The following is a 15,165-nucleotide window of genomic DNA, read 5'->3' on the forward strand; positions in this document are numbered from 1 at the left end:
TGGGTCGGCCGGACGCCGGCACGTCCCACTACACCGGCTGCGCGGGGTGACGGAGTCATCGCCAGTTCATTCCCTTCCCCCCGAGCGGCGAACTCCTCCACGATACGCGGGCATCGGCGAGTGAACACCGTCGCTCCCGCAAGGGGACGACGCCGGCGGGGCGTCGACGGTCGGCGGACGGTCGGGGTCCGGGATCCGGTGACTCCAGCCGCCGGGCACCACCCCGCTCTGCTGCTCACGGAAACGGACGGGGGGCATGCCGACGCGGCGGGTGAAGAGGCGGGAGAAGTAGGCGGGGTCGTCGTACCCGACGCGGCGGGCCACGGCGGCGACGGGAAGCTCGGTGGCGGCGAGGAGTTCCCTGGCTCGGCCGAGGCGGATTCCGAGGAGGTACTCCTTGGGACTGCATCCGGCGCCCCGGCGTACCGCGACGCGCAGTTCGGCGGAGGTCATGCCGTGGCGGGAGGCGTGTTCGGCGACGGACAGGGGCTGGAAGGCGTCCCGGGCGAGGGCGCTGAGTACGGGGTCCCCATCGGCTCCGGTCCCCGCGCGGGCACGGCGCAGGGCGACGAGCAGTTCGTGCACGGCTGCGCCGGTCTCGACTTCGAGGAGTGGATTGCCGCGGCGGGCGGCACGGGCGATGCGGCTCACGGCGGCCCTGGCGGACGTGGTGTCCGCGAGGGGGACGACAGGGCGGTCGGGTTCGATGTAGCCGAGCTCGGTGTACGGGACGGTGGCCGGGCCGGTGAAGTCGACGAAGCCCTCGTCCCATCCGGTGGCGGGGTCGGGACCGTAGTGATGCGGGATGCCCGGTACGAGCCAGATCAGTGCGGGGGCAGCCACCGTGGTGCGTCCGCCGTCGGGGCGGCGGTACCACCCGCTGCCCGCGCTGATGACGACGGCGACGTGGTGGTCGAGAGTGCGCGGTCCGACGGTGGGCAACGTGCCGTGCTGGAGACCGACTCCGAGGCAGACCAGGCCCAGCTCGTGGTGGGTCGGGCCGGGCGTGAAATAGCGCATCCAGGTGTGGTACATCCGCTTCTGTTCCTCCCCGCCCGATCGCCGGCGCTCCGTTGTGTCCAAACAACGCTGATCTTTGTCCATGGACTGTGCCACCGCCAGAGGGTGAGGTGGGGGTGGACCGAGAGGCAGGTAGACGTGGCTGAGTTCGCGGTGGGTGAGCGGGATTTCGAGCTGGACGGGCGCCCGGTGCGGCTGTTGTCGGGTGCGCTGCACTATTTCCGGGTGCACGAGCCCCAGTGGGGGCACCGACTGGCGATGCTGCGTGCCATGGGGCTGAACTGTGTGGAGACGTACGTCCCGTGGAATCTGCACGAGCCGCAGGAGGGGCACCACCGGGACGTGGAGGCGCTGGGCCGGTTCCTGGACGCGGCGGAGGCGGCGGGGCTCTGGGCGATCGTGCGCCCGGGACCGTACATCTGTGCCGAGTGGGAGAACGGGGGCCTGCCGCACTGGCTGACCGGGGCGCTGGGCAATCAGGTGCGGAGCCGCGATCCGGAATACCTCGGGCCGGTGGAGCGGTGGTTCCGGCGGCTGCTGCCGCAGGTGGTGCGGCGGCAGATCGACCGGGGTGGTCCGGTGATCATGGTGCAGGTCGAGAACGAGTACGGCAGTTACGGCTCCGACCAGGTGTATCTGCGCCGTCTCGCGGAGCTGCTGCGCGAACTCGGTCTGACGGTACCGCTGTTCACCTCCGACGGACCGGAGGACCACATGCTGACGGGCGGGTCGGTGCCGGGGCTGCTGGCGACGGCGAACTTCGGATCGGGGGCCCTGGAGGCCTTCGAGACGCTGCGGCGGCACCGTCCGGACGGGCCGCTGATGTGCATGGAGTTCTGGTGCGGATGGTTCGGGCAGTGGGGTGCGGAGCCGGTGGTGCGGACCCCGGCCGACGCCGCTTCGGCGTTGGAGGAGATCCTCCGGTGCGGCGCGTCCGTCAACATCTACATGGCGCACGGCGGCACGAGCTTCGGCGGCTGGTCGGGGGCGAACCGCGCCGGAGAGCTGCACGACGGGGAGCTCCTGCCGACTGTCACGTCGTACGACTACGGCGCCCCCGTCGACGAGTACGGCCGCCCGACGGAGAAGTTCCGGCTGTTCCGGGACATCCTCGCGCGGTACCAGGCGGGTGGTGCCCCTCTGCCCGACGTACCGGCCCCACCCGCCGCGTCGGCCGGTCCGGTCCGTGCCGAGCTCGTGGAATGGGCGCCGCTGGGTGATGTGATGGACACCCTCGGCGGCCCGGAGGCCGAGTGGGCGATGCCGCCGTCGTTCGAGGAGCTGGGGGTGGACCGGGGGGTGGTCCGCTACAGGGTGGAGGTGCCGGGGCCGCGTCCCCCGTATCCGCTGGGAGTGACCGGACTCCGGGACCTGGCGGTGGTGTACGTCGACGGGGTGCGGGCCGGGGTGCTGGGCGGCGGCCCGGCCGAGGCGGGCTCGTACACGGCGCTGGACGAGCCGGTCGCGGGGCCTGCGGCGGTGGAGCTGTGGGTGGAGTCGCTGGGGCGGGTCAACTACGGGCCTCGCACGGCCGAGCGGAAGGGGATCACGGGGGGCGTGCTGCACGAGCGGCAGTACCTGCACGGAGTACGGGCGCGAGGGCTGGCCCTGGACGCGTTCGAGGGTACGGACGCACTCGGCGAGGTCCCGTTCCGCGCCCCGGAAGCGGGAGCCGCAGGTCTGTTCCGCGGAACGTTCGACGTGCGCGGGGCGGGCGACGCCGGGGTCGCCCTGCCGGGGTGGGAGCGCGGATTCGTGTGGGTGAACGGCTTCTGCCTGGGACGGTACTGGAACGTGGGGCCCCAGCAGTCGCTCCACGTTCCGGGGACCGTGCTGCGTGAGGGTGTGAACGAGGTGTGGGTCCTGGAGCTGGAGCGCTCCGGCGACCGTCTGCTCGCCCTCGGCTGAGGGTCTGTGCCCGGAGCCGCGTGCGCCCGGCCCCCGGTCAGGACCGGCCCTCCTTGTCGTGGACGAGCGTCGAGGGGCGGTCCTCGGGTGGTCGGGGCGGTGCCGCCAGGGACTCCCAGTGAACCGTGCGGTCGCACCAGCGGCGCAGAAGTGCGGGGTCGTGACCGACGGCGAGCAGTCCCGCGCCGGTCGTCGTGCGGTAGTGCTCGATGACCTCGACGAGCGCGGCCGTCGTCGACGCGTCCAGCATGGCGGCCACTTCGTCGCAGACCAGCCATCGGGGACGAAGGACCAGTGCACGGGCGAGGCAGGCACGTTGCAGCTGGCCGTCGCTGACCTCGTGGGGGCGCCGGCGCAGCAGGTCGGGGGTGAGGCCGAGGAGCGTGGCCAGTTCGGCGACCCGGCCGTCGGCCTCCTCCCGCCGGCCGGTGGCGTGGAGCGGCTCGGCGATCAGATCGGCGAGCCGCAGGCGGGGGTCGGAGGAGAGCCTGGGCTGCTGGAAGACGATGCCGAGGGCGGTGCGCAGGGCGCGCGGAGCGCGGTGGCGCCATCGGTGGACGGGCTCGCCGTCCAGGACGACGGTTCCGGAGTAGGGGCGGTGCAGGAGGGCCGCGACGCGGGCCAGGGTCGACTTGCCGCAGCCGCTGGGGCCGAGCAGGCCGACGGCCTCGCCCGGCTCGATCGTCAGGGAGACCTCACGTACGACGGGGGCCCGGCGGTCGTATCCGGCGGTGATGGAACGCAGTTCAAGCACGGATGCCCTCCGTCAGGTGCGGGTGGTGGCAGGCGACGGAGTCCGTGGTGCGTGGTCGGATCCCGCAGGCCTCGGTGGCCCGCTCGCAGCGGGGGGCGAAGGCGCAGCCCGCGGGCAGGTCGCCGAGTTCGGGTGGCATCCCGGGTATGGGGGTGAAGTCCCGGTCGGGCAGGGCCTGTAGCAGTCCTCGGCTGTACGGGTGGCGGGGGCCGGGCCGGCCGAAGAAGGCCTTCGCGTCGGTCAGTTCGACAAGCCGGCCCGCGTACATGACGGCCACCCTGTCGGCGATGCGCTCGGCCGCTGCCAGGTCGTGGGTGATCATCAGCAGGGCTCGTCGGGTGTCGCCGGACGAGCTCCCCGGCGTATCGGCCGGGGTGTCGACGTGACGGCGTAGTTCGTCGACCGTGTGCTCGACCAGGTCGCGGTCGAGTCCGGTCGTCGGCTCGTCGGCCAGCAGCAGGGGTGCGCCGCCGACGAGGGCGAGGGCGGTGGCCGCGCGCTGGGCGAGGCCGCCCGACAGTTCGTGCGGGTAGCGGTCCAGGTGCCCGGCCGGGAACACGGCCCGCGCGGCGGCCGCTCGGCCCGCGGCCCGTACGGCGGCACGTCCCCGCACGCCGGTCAGCTGGGCGACGGTCTCCTCCAGCTGTGAGCGGACGGTGCGTACGGGCGTGAGGTGTGCGGCCGGGCTCTGCGGGATGAGCCCGATCATCCGGCCCCGCACCGTCCGGGCCAGGGTGCGCTCGTCGGCCGTGAGCAGGTCGAGCCCGCCGAGGCGGGCGTGCCCGGCGGTCCGGGCGTTGGCCGGGAGGAGACCCAGGAGTGCGGAGGCGAGGACGGACTTCCCGCATCCGCTCTCGCCGATCAGGGCCAGGCACTCCCCCTCCGCGACGTCGAAGTGCGCGTCGGTGACGGCTGCGACCTGGCGGCCGCCCGGCATGAGGAACCGCACGGACAGACCGCGGACCGACAGGACGGGTGACTCGGTTCGCCGGTTCACAGCATCAGCTCCGATCGCCGGCGGGGGTTGAGGCGTTCGCGCCATGCTCCGGCGAGGCCGGCGACGGCGAGGGTGGGGACGATGATGAACAGGCCGGGGAAGAGTGTCGGCCACCACTGCCCGGCGAGCAGGGTGCCGCGTGCGTCCTGGATGAGGGTGCCCAGGCTCGCGGTGTGGGTGGGCAGCCCGAGTCCGAGGAAGGAGAGCGCGGACTCGTGCCACATCGCGTGCGGGATCATCAGGACGGCGGCCAGCGCGGCCTGCGGCAGCACTCCGGGGAGCAGGTGCCGCACCGTCACCCGCCACCGCGACGCACCGCCCGACACCGCCGCGTCGATGTAGGGGCGGGACTTCAGGGAGAGGACCTCGGCGCGGACGATCCGTGCGGTGGAGAGCCAGTGGGTGAGTGCGACCGAGACGACCACGGGCCAGACCCCGGGCCGGAACATCGCGATGATGAAGATGCCCAGCAGCAGGTGCGGTACGGACGAGAAGGTGTCGACGAGACGCATGAGGCCCCGGTCGACCCAGCCGCCCAGTGCTCCGGCACACGCTCCTACCGCCGTGCCGATGACGGTCGCCGTGAGGGCGGCCGCCACTCCTACCAGGAGAGACACCCGCAGCCCGTAGACGCAGCGCAGCAACAGGTCACGGCCGACGTCGTCGGTTCCGAACGGGTGCGCCCAGGACGGCGGCAGGAGTTCGGCGGAGAGGTCGATGGCCTGTTGGTCGAGCTGGACGACCGGGGGGACGAACAGGACGGCGAGGACCGTGACGGCGATCAGCGCGGCCGAGGTGTACACCCGGACGGTGCGGGTGGACCGGCGGTCGGCGCCGCGCGACCGCCAGACAGGCTCGGCCTCCGGGCCGGCCGTCGTCCCTGCCCCGGTGTCGGTCATGGACGTCACAGTTCACTCAGCTCCACTCTCGGGTCGCTCAGGCCGTACAGCAGGTCCGCCAGGAGGTTCCCGGCGAGCACCGCGACGGTGGCGAGGGTGGTCAGGGCGGCGAGCAGCGGGAAGTCGACGGACGTGGCCGCTTCTACGGTGGCCGCCGCGATGCCCGGCCAGCTGAAGACGGTCTCGACGAGGAGAGCCCCGGTGATGAGTTCGGGGACCCGGGACCCGATGAGGGTGAGTACCGGGAGCAGCCCGGAGCGCAGGGCGTGTCCGAGCAGTACGGTGCGTTCGCTCAGCCCCCGGGCGCGGGCGCCCCGGACCGGGTCCTCCGCCAGTGCGTCGCCGACCCCCTGGCGTACGTACAGCGTGAACCACGGGAGTTGGGAGACGGCGAGCACTCCGGCGGGCAGGATCACGTGGTGGAGCACCTGACCGGCGGACACCACTTCGTCGCCGGTGTCCGTGAGGCCCCCGGCGGGGAGCAGGTCCCATTGGAGGGCGAAGAGCCAGATGGCCAGCAGAGCGATCCAGAAGACCGGGGCGGCCTCCAGCGTGTACACGAGCGAGGTGGCCGCACGGTCGAACCACGATCCGGGGCGGCGTGCCGCCAGCACCCCGGCGACGGTGCCCACGAGCACGGCGAGGCCGAAGGCGACCGCGCACAACAGCGTCGACCACACGAGCCGTTCGCCGATCACCTGGGCGACCGGCTGCCGCATGACGCTGGAGTCGCCGAAGTCGCCGGTGGCGGCCCGCGTCAGCCAGTCCCACCAGCGCAGGACGAACGGCTCGTCGGCGCCGAGGTTGGCGCGCAACCGGTCCAGCGTCTCCTGGTCGGCGCCGAGCACGGCGGTGCCGCCGTAGGCCTTGACGGGGTCGAACGGGGAGGCCGCGGCGACGGCGAACACACCGAAGGTGACGACGAGGAGTACGGGGACGCCGAACAGGGCCCGCCGTCCCGCCAGTCGTGCCATCGCGCCCCAGGGCAGCGCTCTCACCCTCGTGACTTCCAGTCCTCGACGTTCCACCACGGACCTCCGGCGAAGCCGTGTTCGTGCGGTTCGGTCTGCGTCGTCAGCCCGTCCCAGCGGTCGTCGAGGACGTAGAGGTGGTCGATGTGGGTGAGGAAGGTGTAGCCGGGATCCTTGAAAAGTTCGCGCTGCACCGTGTCGTAAGCGGCCTCACGGGCCGCTGGATCCCGGGTGCGGCGGCCGGTGTCCAGTGCCTCGTCCACGGCTGGATTGTCGTAGCGGCCCATGTTGTTGAACCCGTCTCCGGCGAGGGACGAGTGCAGCATGGTGTAGAGCGCGAAGTCGGGGTCACCGGTACTTCCGAAGCCCGCGAGGACCGCGTCGTCCTTCATCCGTGGCTCGATGACCTCCCAGGTGGCGCTCTCGACGGTGACGTCGATCCCGATCTCCTTGGCATCGGACGCGTAGGCGAGGGCGTGGTCCTGCCGGACCTTGTCGCCCGAGGGGAAGAGCAGGGTGAAACCGGCTCGGCGGCCGTCCTTGGCCCGGACCCCGTCCGCCCCCGCCGTCCAGCCCGCGTCGTCGAGGATGTTCCGGGCCTTGCCGGGGTCGTGAGCGCGTTTCACCTCCTGTGCGAACCAGGGGTCGTCGGCGGGTATGGGCCCGTACGCCGGGTGGCCCGCGCCGTCCAGGATCTTGTCGGCCATGGCCGCACGGTCCACGGCGGCGTCCAGGGCCTGCCGGACGGCACGGTCACCGGTGACCTCGCCCGAGGTCGGCAGGGTGACGGTGCGGTTGTCGTAGGACGCCGCCGTGTACGTCGTTCTCGTGCTGTCCTTCTCGAAGGTGGCGGCGAGGTCGGGTGGCAGGATCGCCCCGTCGAGATCTCCGGAGCGCAGCCTGGTGGCGCGCACGTCGTCGTCCTGGACGATCGCCATGGTGAGTGTCTCCACCTCGGGCGGCCCGCCCCAGTAGTCGGGGTTGGCGGTGAAGGTCAGCTTCTCCCCCTTGCGCCACGAGGAGAGGACGTACGGGCCCGTGCCGACCGGCTCGCTGTTGAAGGAACCCGTGTTGGGGTCCTCTCCGCCGGCGATGTGCTCGGGGACGATCGGCAGCACGGTACGTCCGGCGAAGGGGGTGTAGGGGTAGGAGAGGCGGAACACGACGGTGTTCTTCCCTTCCTGCCTCACGTCCTCGATGGCATCCAGCTCGCTGCGGGCCGTGTTGTTCGTCTTCTCGTCGAGGACCGCGCGGTAGGTGAAGACCACGTCAGCGGCGGTGAGCGGTTCACCGTCACTGAACTCCACCCCCTTGCGGAGGGTGTAGGTGTACGTGAGCCCGTCGGCACTGATCTCGGGGAGCGCCGAGGCGAGCGCCGGGATCAGTTCCATGTCGGCGTTCCGGGCGAGCAGACCGTCGAACAGCTTGGAATTGCCGTCCTTGCCGTAGCCGAGCAGCGGACTGAGCGTGTCCGGCTCCGAGGCCACCCCGATCACGACCGAGTCGGCCCTGCCTTCGGGGTCCCCGCCGCTCCTCGGTGCCGAGCACGCGGCCACTGTCACGCCCAACGTCACCACGACAGCCGCGGCAGCTCGCACGCGTGGTCTCCTCATGCACCTCACACCCCTCTTGCGTCAGCCAAGTTATTGCATACTAGTTGCAAGAGATGATCCGGGTAAGACCCGCTCCGGGCAGCCGCTTTCGGACCCTGGACCCTCGAACGGCGAGCCGGGCAGGCGTCCGATCATCGTCTTCCCTGGCACGAACCAGGCCGCTACCCTCCACCGAAGGGAGCTTGCCAACGGAAAACGCCGCTGAGGGTTTTCACCGCCAAGGCTCCGTTGCTGCAACACGAGAGGCGGAGTTGCGTGATGGCGAATCCCTCTGGATCAGTGACGCCTCCTTCTCGGAACACCAAGGCACGCACCGGTTTCGACTGGCCGGCCTTGCGCGCCGATCTCCGGGGAGCGGTGCCCGACGCGTCACTGGCTCTGATCGTCACCGCGTTGATCTACTGGCTCCTCTACACACGTATCGCGAACGGCACTTCGGCGACCATCAAGATCATGCCGATGCTCGAGGACGCCGACGAGTTCTGGATGTACTGGATGTGCCAGGCGTTCGGCTGGTCGGCGATGCTGTGGGCCTACATGACCGTGATATTCGGCTTGTTGCGTTCGGGCCCGAGGCCCGGCGGCAGCCGGCTGTCCGCTGCCAGGCTGGAGAAATGGCATCGCACCACGAGCCTGACCACCATCGGTCTGATGTTCATGCACGCGTTCTTCTTCTTCACCGAACAGATACGGACCAATCAGGATCAGTGGTCACCAGGACGCAGCGTGTGGACGGCGTTCGTCGATGTGTTCGTGCCCGGCGGATACGCCACCGGTACCGGCCGGGTCGCCATCCTGGTGGGTCTCCTGGCCTTCTATCTGGCCATCCCCCTGGGGTTCGCCTTCTATCTCCGGCACCGGACGGGATCCCGTGTGTGGCTGGCTCTGCACCGGTTCGCCATCGTCGTCTACATCCTCAGCGCCTGGCACACCTTGCTGTACACCACCCAGGGATGGTTCGACGGCCCTTTCCGCACCATGCTCTGGATCCTGCAGATCCCCATCGCCCTGCTGCTCCTCGCCCGTCTGACGGCGCCCGCCCGCCCGAGCGAACGCCTCTCGTCGCGTGGACCGCGGCAGCGCGGGAGCGCGCTCCCGACGAGCGCTCGACTGCTCGGCAGAATCGCTGTGGTGGTCACGGTGTCGGCGCTCGTGGCCGTCGTCGTCACCGGTGTGGACGGCGGACGCTCCCCGGAAGACGCCCCTCTGGCGCCGTGGCCCGACAAGGCGGTGATCTGGGCCGGACTGATCCTGTTCGTGCTGGCCGTGGGAGCCACCGTCATCAGGGTCAGGCGTCGGTCCGCCGGTTCGGCCCGCCGCAGAGCCGCCGAGGCGGGCCGGTCGACCGACGCCGACACCACGTGAGCCGACCGCGCGCACCTCGTGTCGTGACACAGCAGCAGTGATTCATCGCGCGGCGGGTGAGGAGCGGTCGGTATCCGCGCCCCCGCCCAGGGGGAACGCTCTCCTGACCCCCTCTCCTGACCTCAGGGCGGCCCAACCGGCCGATGCCCAGAACTCCACCACACCGGCGTCGACTCGAACGCCCCGGCGGGGCGGGCATCCGAGGATCGCGTCCGTCGGCTCTTCTGCCTGAAACATCCGGAAGCCCGATCACGAACGGCGGGAACGGGTGAGGGCGGGTCGGATGGAGTCCGCCGCGCCCGGCGTCAGCCCCGACCGGCTCGCGGTGCGACGGGGACTCGGACGGTCACGATGTGCTCTGCCTGCCGGACACCGCGCACAGCACTCTCTACTACGGCATCCGTTGAGACCGCCCTGACGCACCGGGTGGCCGGCCGGTCTCGTCCGGTCCGGGCCGGGCCGGGGGCCGCCACCACGTACCAGGAAGTTGACATGCGGGCCGAGCCACACGGTCGCTCGCGCTGAAGGTGTGCGGAGGGTCGTAAGATGACCATCCCCTGCGCTCCGAAAGCGGGCAGGATCTGGACGGCCACCATGGAAACGACGTCTGCCACAGTGACGGTCTGACTCAGAGCGGCCGCCAGGTGGATCAAGTGATGGATCCGCCCGGTGCCGGCTGCCTCCGGCGAGGCGCCCAGCGGCGTGGTGGTGTGGGGCGGCGGAGCCCCGGCGGCCGGTTCTCCGCCGGGGCTCGGGGCAACGAGAGCACTGGTGCCGCTGTCACCGGGTAGAGCCGGATGTCGAGCCAGTCATCGGGCGGGCGCAGCGCCGTGTACGCGACAGGCTCTCGGCTGAAGACAGCGGTGCGGTAGTGATCTTCGTGGACCGCGTCGTCGAGCCATGACACCGCCTGCCACGGCAGATTCCCCAGGAGGCTCTCCACAGGGCGGCCGAGCATCCGGGCAGCGGCGTCGTTGACATAGGTGATACGGCCCTGTAGGTCGAAACTGAACGCTCCGGCAGGCAGCCGCTGCAACAGGTCGTCGGCGGCGAGACCGGTCTGCGCCGGGCCCGGACCGAGCGGCCGCAGAGGCACTGCACGCGGCTGGTCTGGAATCTTCCGTGGGACGGGCGTGTGGTCCAGCACTCGGGCGACGCGGCTGGCGCTGGACAGCACGTCCCCGCGCTCACGACGGGTCAGGGAGGGCGGACGATCCTTGGGCCACACCAGCACCAGGGTCCCCAGAAGCGGACGCCGTTCAATGGCGCGAAAGCCAGAGCGAAGGTCAGCCGCCCGGGGCGGCGGCGAGGGCGGGGCTTGCACCACTGAGTCGGGAGCGCACCCGCGTGTGCACCACACCCGACACTTCGGTCTGTCACCCCTCCAGGTAGTGCAAGCGCGGAGGCGAACACGGTGCACGGAACGTCAGGGATCAGCTACAAGCACCTTCGCTCCTTCAGAAGCGGCAGGTCACACACGCTTCAGGACCGCGCGCCGCTCGGCTTGAGGTCGCGAATGCGCCCGTGCAGTTCGCGCTGATAGAAGTCGATGAAGCCGTCGGGGTCCGGCCCGGCGTTCTGCATGACCAGCCGGTCGAATCCCGCGTCGACGAACGGCTGTGCCACTTCGACGTAGCGCGCGGGATCCGCCCCACAGGCGAACTTCTCGAGGATGTCCTCCTCGCGCACAGTGCTGGTCGCAGCGTCGAAATTGACCGGGTTGGGCAGCTCACTCATCACCTTCCACCCGGTCACCGCCCATCGTGAGGTCTCCAGAGCGGCCTTCGCCGCGGTGTGCTCGTCGGGCGCCCAGGCCATCGGGACCTCTGCATAACGCGGACCCGTTCCGCCTGCCTCCGTGTACTGCCGCACGATCTCCGGCTTGGCCTCGGTGGCGAACAAGCCGTCACCCAGTTCGGCGGCGATGCGCGTGGACACCCGCCCGCTGGCGGCCACCGCGATCAACGGCAACTCCTCCGGGAGGTCGAAGACCCGGGCGTCCTCCAGCCGCAGGTGCTTGCCTTCGTACGACCGGTACCCCCCGCTCCACAGCAGTCGGATGATTTCCAGGGCCTCCCGGAGCAGTTCGTGCCGGGTGCTCACCGCATCGGGGAAGCCACGGCCGACGACATGCTCGTTCAGCCGCTCCCCGGAACCGACACCGAGGACGAAACGGCCCTCCGAGACCAGCGCCAGGGTCGCAGCCGCCTGAGCGATGATCGCGGGGTGATAGCGCACGGTGGGACACGTCACGCCGGTCGCCAGCCCGATCCGTGTGGTCTTGGACGCGATGCTGCCCAGCACCGTCCAGGCGAACGGTGAGTGCCCCTGGTTGTCGAGCCAGGGGTGGTAATGGTCACTGATCTCGACGAAGTCGAAGCCCGCCTGCTCCGCGAGTACCGCTTGCCTCACCAGCTCCACCGGGCCGAACGCCTCGGCAGCCAGCTTGTAGCCCACCTGCATGTGATCCCCATTCCTCAGCGCCACTCCGGTCGTGGCATCCGGACAGGGGTACCCCATGTCAGCACGGCCTAACGCCTGCTGATCCACGTCGGGGACCGAGACGACCCGCCGTCACCGATGTGGACGCGGCCCCGGCGGCCTACCGTGCGTCGCCACGTTTCCGTCAGGCCGACCGGGGCCCGCCAGGAGCAACGCGACGTGTCGGGCCCGAAGGGACGACGTTTCGAACGGAGCAGACAGGAGACGCGACGGGTCTGAACCCGAGGGTCGACGCCGAAGTGCGACGTCTCCCCAGGGCAGACATGGTTGTCGTCCCGGCGCCATCTCCGATGAACCGGTGGGCGAGAGGGCGACGAGGAACACGCCAGAACGGGCAGGACGGAGACGGAGTTCTCATGACCAGCACGAAGGTGTCCGACCACATTCTCCAGCGGCTGCGCGAATGGGACGTGGAGCACGTCTTCGCCTACGCCGGCGACGGCATCAACGGCCTGCTGTCGGCCTGGGGGCGGGCCGGGAACAAACCGAAGTTCATTCAGGCCCGACACGAGGAGATGGCAGCCTTCCAGGCCGTCGGCTACGCCAAGTTCTCCGGCAGGGTGGGGGTGTGCGCGGCAACGTCCGGACCGGGCGCGATCCACCTGCTGAACGGCCTCTACGACGCCAAGCTCGATCACATCCCCGTGGTGGCGCTGGTGGGCCAGACCAACCGCACCGCCATGGGCGGTTCGTACCAGCAGGAAGTGGACCTGCAGAACCTGTACAAGGATGTCGCGTCGGAATTCTGCGAGACGGCGACTGTGCCGGAACAGCTGCCGAACCTGATCGACCGGGCGATGCGCACCGCATACGCCAAACGCACCGTCACCGCGATCATCCTGCCCGCCGACGTCCAGGAGCTGGACTACAGCCCACCGACGCACGCGTTCAAGATGGTGCCGTCCAGCTTGGGCCTGAGCCGCTACGCACCGGTGCCTGCGGACGAGGACATCCAGCGCGCGGCCGACGTACTGAACGCCGGCGAGAAGGTCGCCGTCCTGATCGGTCAAGGTGCTCGCGGGGCGCGGGACGAGGTGGAGCGTCTGGCGGACGTGCTCGGCGCCGGAGTGGCCAAAGCTCTGCTGGGCAAGGACGCCCTCCCCGACGACCTGCCATACGTCACCGGCTCCATCGGACTGCTGGGCACCCGCCCCTCCTACGAACTGATGCAGGAGTGCGACACCCTGCTGGTGATCGGCTCCAGCTTTCCGTACACACAGTTCCTTCCGGAGCTGGACCAGGCGCGAGCGGTGCAGATCGACATCGACCCGCACATGATCGGACTGCGCTACCCCTTCGAGGTGAACCTCGTGGGCGACTCCCGCGAGACATTGCAACGACTGCTGCCACGCCTGCACCGCAAGGAGAGCCGCACCTGGCGGAACAAGATCGAGGAGAACGTGGACCGCTGGTGGGAGGTCATGCAGCGCCGCGCCGCCGTGGACGCAGACCCCGTCAATCCCGAATACGTGGTCCACGCGCTGGACGGCAAACTGCCCGATGACGTCATCATCACCGCCGACTCCGGCTCCGCCGCCAACTGGTACGCCCGCCACCTGCGCCTGCGGGGACACATGCGTGGCTCCCTGTCCGGGACCCTGGCGACGATGGGCCCCGGCGTGCCGTACGCCATCGGCGCCAAGTTCGCCCACCCCGACCGGCCGGCCATCGCGCTCGTCGGTGACGGTGCCATGCAGATGAACGGGATGATGGAGATGGCGACCGCCGCGAAGTACTACCGTGAGTGGTCAGATCCGCGGTTGATCGTGGCGGTGCTGAACAACGGCGATCTCAACCAGGTCACCTGGGAGATGCGGGCCCTGGCCGGATCGCCGCAGTTCGAGGAGTCGCAGCACCTGCCGGATCTGCCCTACGCGGAGATCGCGAAGAACCTGGGGCTTGACGGTGTACGGGTGGAGAAGCCCAAGCACGTGGAAGCCGCGTGGGACCAGGCCCTCGCAGCCGACCGCCCCTTCGTCATCGACTTCCGCACCGACCCGGCCGTCCCGCCCATCCCCCCGCACGCCTCGCTGGCCCAGATCGAGGCAGCGGCTGCCGCGATCCTCCACGGTGACAGCGACCGCGGTTCCATGATCAGGCAGGGGCTGAAGGCCAAGATGCAGGAAATGCTGCCAGGAACCCGGCACCGTGCCGACCGGCGCGGTGCCGGGCAGCACGACAGCACCGAACGGAACGAGTGAGGTAGCAGCGTTCCACAGGTGCACTACCGACGTCATCGTGCGGTCGGCCCCCCTCGCGGGACATCCGCCGGTCGACTACGCCACGAGGTTCTCTCCCGGATCGCGAACGTCTGGGTTTGCGCGTGTGATGGGGGTAGCCGTTCATGTGCCGCAAGTCGTGAAGGCTTGTCGGTCCGCTCGAAATGAGGAGGAAGTGCCATGCCGGCAAGATCCAGTCCCAAGCGTGAGCGCCAGTACGAGCACATCAAGGAAGGTGCCGAGAAGCGCGGCACCTCCGAGAAGCGGGCGAAGGAGATCGCGGCCCGTACGGTCAACAAGGAGCGGGCCCGCTCGGGAGAGTCGGAGTCGGCGAGCAAGACGTCCACGCGTGACCCCAAGTCCGCCCCTCAGCGCGGCGGCCGGCGCTCCCACAGCGGCCCCGGAGGGCCGACGAAGGACCAGCTCTACGAGGAGGCCAAGAAGAAGAACGTCGAAGGCCGCTCGTCGATGAACAAGGACCAGTTGCGCAAGGCACTGGGCCGCTGACCACCCCGCGGGCGTGCTCGGCGTCGACGCCGTTCCAGGTCGCCAGGGAAGCCTCCTGGCACCGGCATCGCAGTGACGTCGTTGATGCCCGGGCCGACCGAGACCGACTTCTTCCACCGGGCCGACATGGACGACACGAAAGTCGGCCAGCAGGAGAAGGACGAACCTGCTCAGGTGGCACGGCAAGGGCTGGACGCCCTCTTCGGCGGTAAGGACAAGCTCGTTGCTGGTTCCCTCAAGACACGGGCGCAGGGACTGGCCAACAAGGTGCTCCCGGACGCAGCCACATCCGAGGCGCACCGAAAAATGGCCGAGCCCGGCTCCGGCGATCGCGAGGGAACCGACTGACAAGGCCCCGGCAGGGTTGCGACGGTCTACGGGACCGGTTACCCGTGTCGGATCCGAGGCCG

General features: G+C 70.1%; 13 protein-coding genes. 5 read left to right on the top strand and 8 right to left on the bottom strand.

The features are described from left to right. Positions 1-66: 66 nt before the first annotated feature. Positions 67-1,035, bottom strand: a complete 969-nt coding sequence (locus tag ABT001_RS01940; protein WP_351270895.1) for a helix-turn-helix domain-containing protein — start codon at positions 1,033-1,035, stop codon at positions 67-69. A 123-nt stretch (positions 1,036-1,158) separates the two neighbouring features. Here ABT001_RS01940 and ABT001_RS01945 point away from each other — a divergent pair, with 123 nt between their 5' ends. Further along, positions 1,159-2,928, top strand: a complete 1,770-nt coding sequence (locus ABT001_RS01945) for a glycoside hydrolase family 35 protein (protein WP_351270898.1) — start codon at positions 1,159-1,161, stop codon at positions 2,926-2,928. A gap of 37 nt (positions 2,929-2,965) precedes the next feature. Here ABT001_RS01945 and ABT001_RS01950 read toward each other — a convergent pair whose 3' ends face one another. Genes ABT001_RS01950 through ABT001_RS01970 form a run of 5 tightly spaced genes read right to left on the bottom strand, consistent with a single transcriptional unit; the run spans position 2,966 to position 8,162 of the window. Continuing rightward, the gene (locus ABT001_RS01950) at positions 2,966-3,682 is read right to left on the bottom strand and encodes an ABC transporter ATP-binding protein (protein ID WP_351270900.1); all 717 of its coding nucleotides are present in this window, start codon (positions 3,680-3,682) and stop codon (positions 2,966-2,968) included. Next, a complete protein-coding gene (locus ABT001_RS01955; RefSeq protein WP_351271530.1) occupies positions 3,675-4,619 on the bottom strand; it encodes an ABC transporter ATP-binding protein in 945 nt (314 codons plus the stop codon). The genes ABT001_RS01950 and ABT001_RS01955 overlap by 8 nt, the downstream gene beginning before the upstream one ends. Positions 4,620-4,675: 56 nt before the next feature. Further along, complete coding sequence (locus tag ABT001_RS01960; protein WP_351270902.1) at positions 4,676-5,578, bottom strand: ABC transporter permease; 903 nt, start codon at positions 5,576-5,578, stop codon at positions 4,676-4,678. A 5-nt stretch (positions 5,579-5,583) separates the two neighbouring features. Then, on the bottom strand, positions 5,584-6,552 hold the full coding sequence (locus ABT001_RS01965) for an ABC transporter permease (RefSeq protein WP_351271533.1): 969 nt from the start codon (positions 6,550-6,552) through the stop codon (positions 5,584-5,586). Positions 6,553-6,572: 20 nt separating this feature from the next. After that, positions 6,573-8,162, bottom strand: coding sequence for an ABC transporter substrate-binding protein (locus ABT001_RS01970; RefSeq protein WP_351270904.1), 1,590 nt, complete (start codon positions 8,160-8,162; stop codon positions 6,573-6,575). A 258-nt stretch (positions 8,163-8,420) separates the two neighbouring features. On the opposite strand from ABT001_RS01970, the gene ABT001_RS01975 reads away from it, so the two are divergent. Next, positions 8,421-9,527, top strand: coding sequence for a ferric reductase-like transmembrane domain-containing protein (locus ABT001_RS01975; protein ID WP_351270907.1), 1,107 nt, complete (start codon positions 8,421-8,423; stop codon positions 9,525-9,527). A gap of 649 nt (positions 9,528-10,176) precedes the next feature. Here ABT001_RS01975 and ABT001_RS01980 read toward each other — a convergent pair. After that, positions 10,177-10,623, bottom strand: coding sequence for a PAS domain-containing protein (locus tag ABT001_RS01980; protein ID WP_351270910.1), 447 nt, complete (start codon positions 10,621-10,623; stop codon positions 10,177-10,179). Between the two features lie 386 nt (positions 10,624-11,009). Then, positions 11,010-11,990, bottom strand: coding sequence for a TIGR03557 family F420-dependent LLM class oxidoreductase (locus ABT001_RS01985; RefSeq protein WP_351270913.1), 981 nt, complete (start codon positions 11,988-11,990; stop codon positions 11,010-11,012). Between the two features lie 395 nt (positions 11,991-12,385). Between ABT001_RS01985 and ABT001_RS01990 the strand changes: the two genes are divergently transcribed. The 3 genes from ABT001_RS01990 to ABT001_RS02000 all read left to right on the top strand — a co-directional run bounded on the left by ABT001_RS01990 (position 12,386) and on the right by ABT001_RS02000 (position 15,103). Beyond that, positions 12,386-14,230, top strand: coding sequence for a thiamine pyrophosphate-requiring protein (locus ABT001_RS01990; protein WP_351270915.1), 1,845 nt, complete (start codon positions 12,386-12,388; stop codon positions 14,228-14,230). A gap of 198 nt (positions 14,231-14,428) precedes the next feature. Further along, entirely contained in the window at positions 14,429-14,755 is a 327-nt protein-coding gene (locus ABT001_RS01995) for a plasmid stabilization protein (RefSeq protein ID WP_351270918.1), read from the top strand. An 84-nt stretch (positions 14,756-14,839) separates the two neighbouring features. After that, positions 14,840-15,103: an SDR family oxidoreductase gene (locus ABT001_RS02000; RefSeq protein WP_351270921.1), complete on the top strand. Its 264-nt coding sequence runs from the start codon at positions 14,840-14,842 to the stop codon at positions 15,101-15,103. Positions 15,104-15,165: the final 62 nt, after the last annotated feature.

It is taken from the genome of Streptomyces sp. NPDC002793 (assembly GCF_040295485.1).
Lineage (GTDB): Bacteria > Actinomycetota > Actinomycetes > Streptomycetales > Streptomycetaceae > Streptomyces.

Coding starts and splice junctions, on each gene's coding strand:
- ABT001_RS01940 (WP_351270895.1), bottom strand. CDS start 1,035: ATGTACCACACCTGGATGCGCTATTTCACGCCCGGCCCGACCCACCAC.
- ABT001_RS01985 (WP_351270913.1), bottom strand. CDS start 11,990: ATGCAGGTGGGCTACAAGCTGGCTGCCGAGGCGTTCGGCCCGGTGGAG.
- ABT001_RS01995 (WP_351270918.1), top strand. CDS start 14,429: ATGCCGGCAAGATCCAGTCCCAAGCGTGAGCGCCAGTACGAGCACATC.
- ABT001_RS01975 (WP_351270907.1), top strand. CDS start 8,421: ATGGCGAATCCCTCTGGATCAGTGACGCCTCCTTCTCGGAACACCAAG.
- ABT001_RS01965 (WP_351271533.1), bottom strand. CDS start 6,552: ATGGCACGACTGGCGGGACGGCGGGCCCTGTTCGGCGTCCCCGTACTC.
- ABT001_RS01960 (WP_351270902.1), bottom strand. CDS start 5,578: ATGACCGACACCGGGGCAGGGACGACGGCCGGCCCGGAGGCCGAGCCT.
- ABT001_RS01970 (WP_351270904.1), bottom strand. CDS start 8,162: ATGAGGAGACCACGCGTGCGAGCTGCCGCGGCTGTCGTGGTGACGTTG.
- ABT001_RS01990 (WP_351270915.1), top strand. CDS start 12,386: ATGACCAGCACGAAGGTGTCCGACCACATTCTCCAGCGGCTGCGCGAA.
- ABT001_RS02000 (WP_351270921.1), top strand. CDS start 14,840: ATGCCCGGGCCGACCGAGACCGACTTCTTCCACCGGGCCGACATGGAC.
- ABT001_RS01955 (WP_351271530.1), bottom strand. CDS start 4,619: ATGCCGGGCGGCCGCCAGGTCGCAGCCGTCACCGACGCGCACTTCGAC.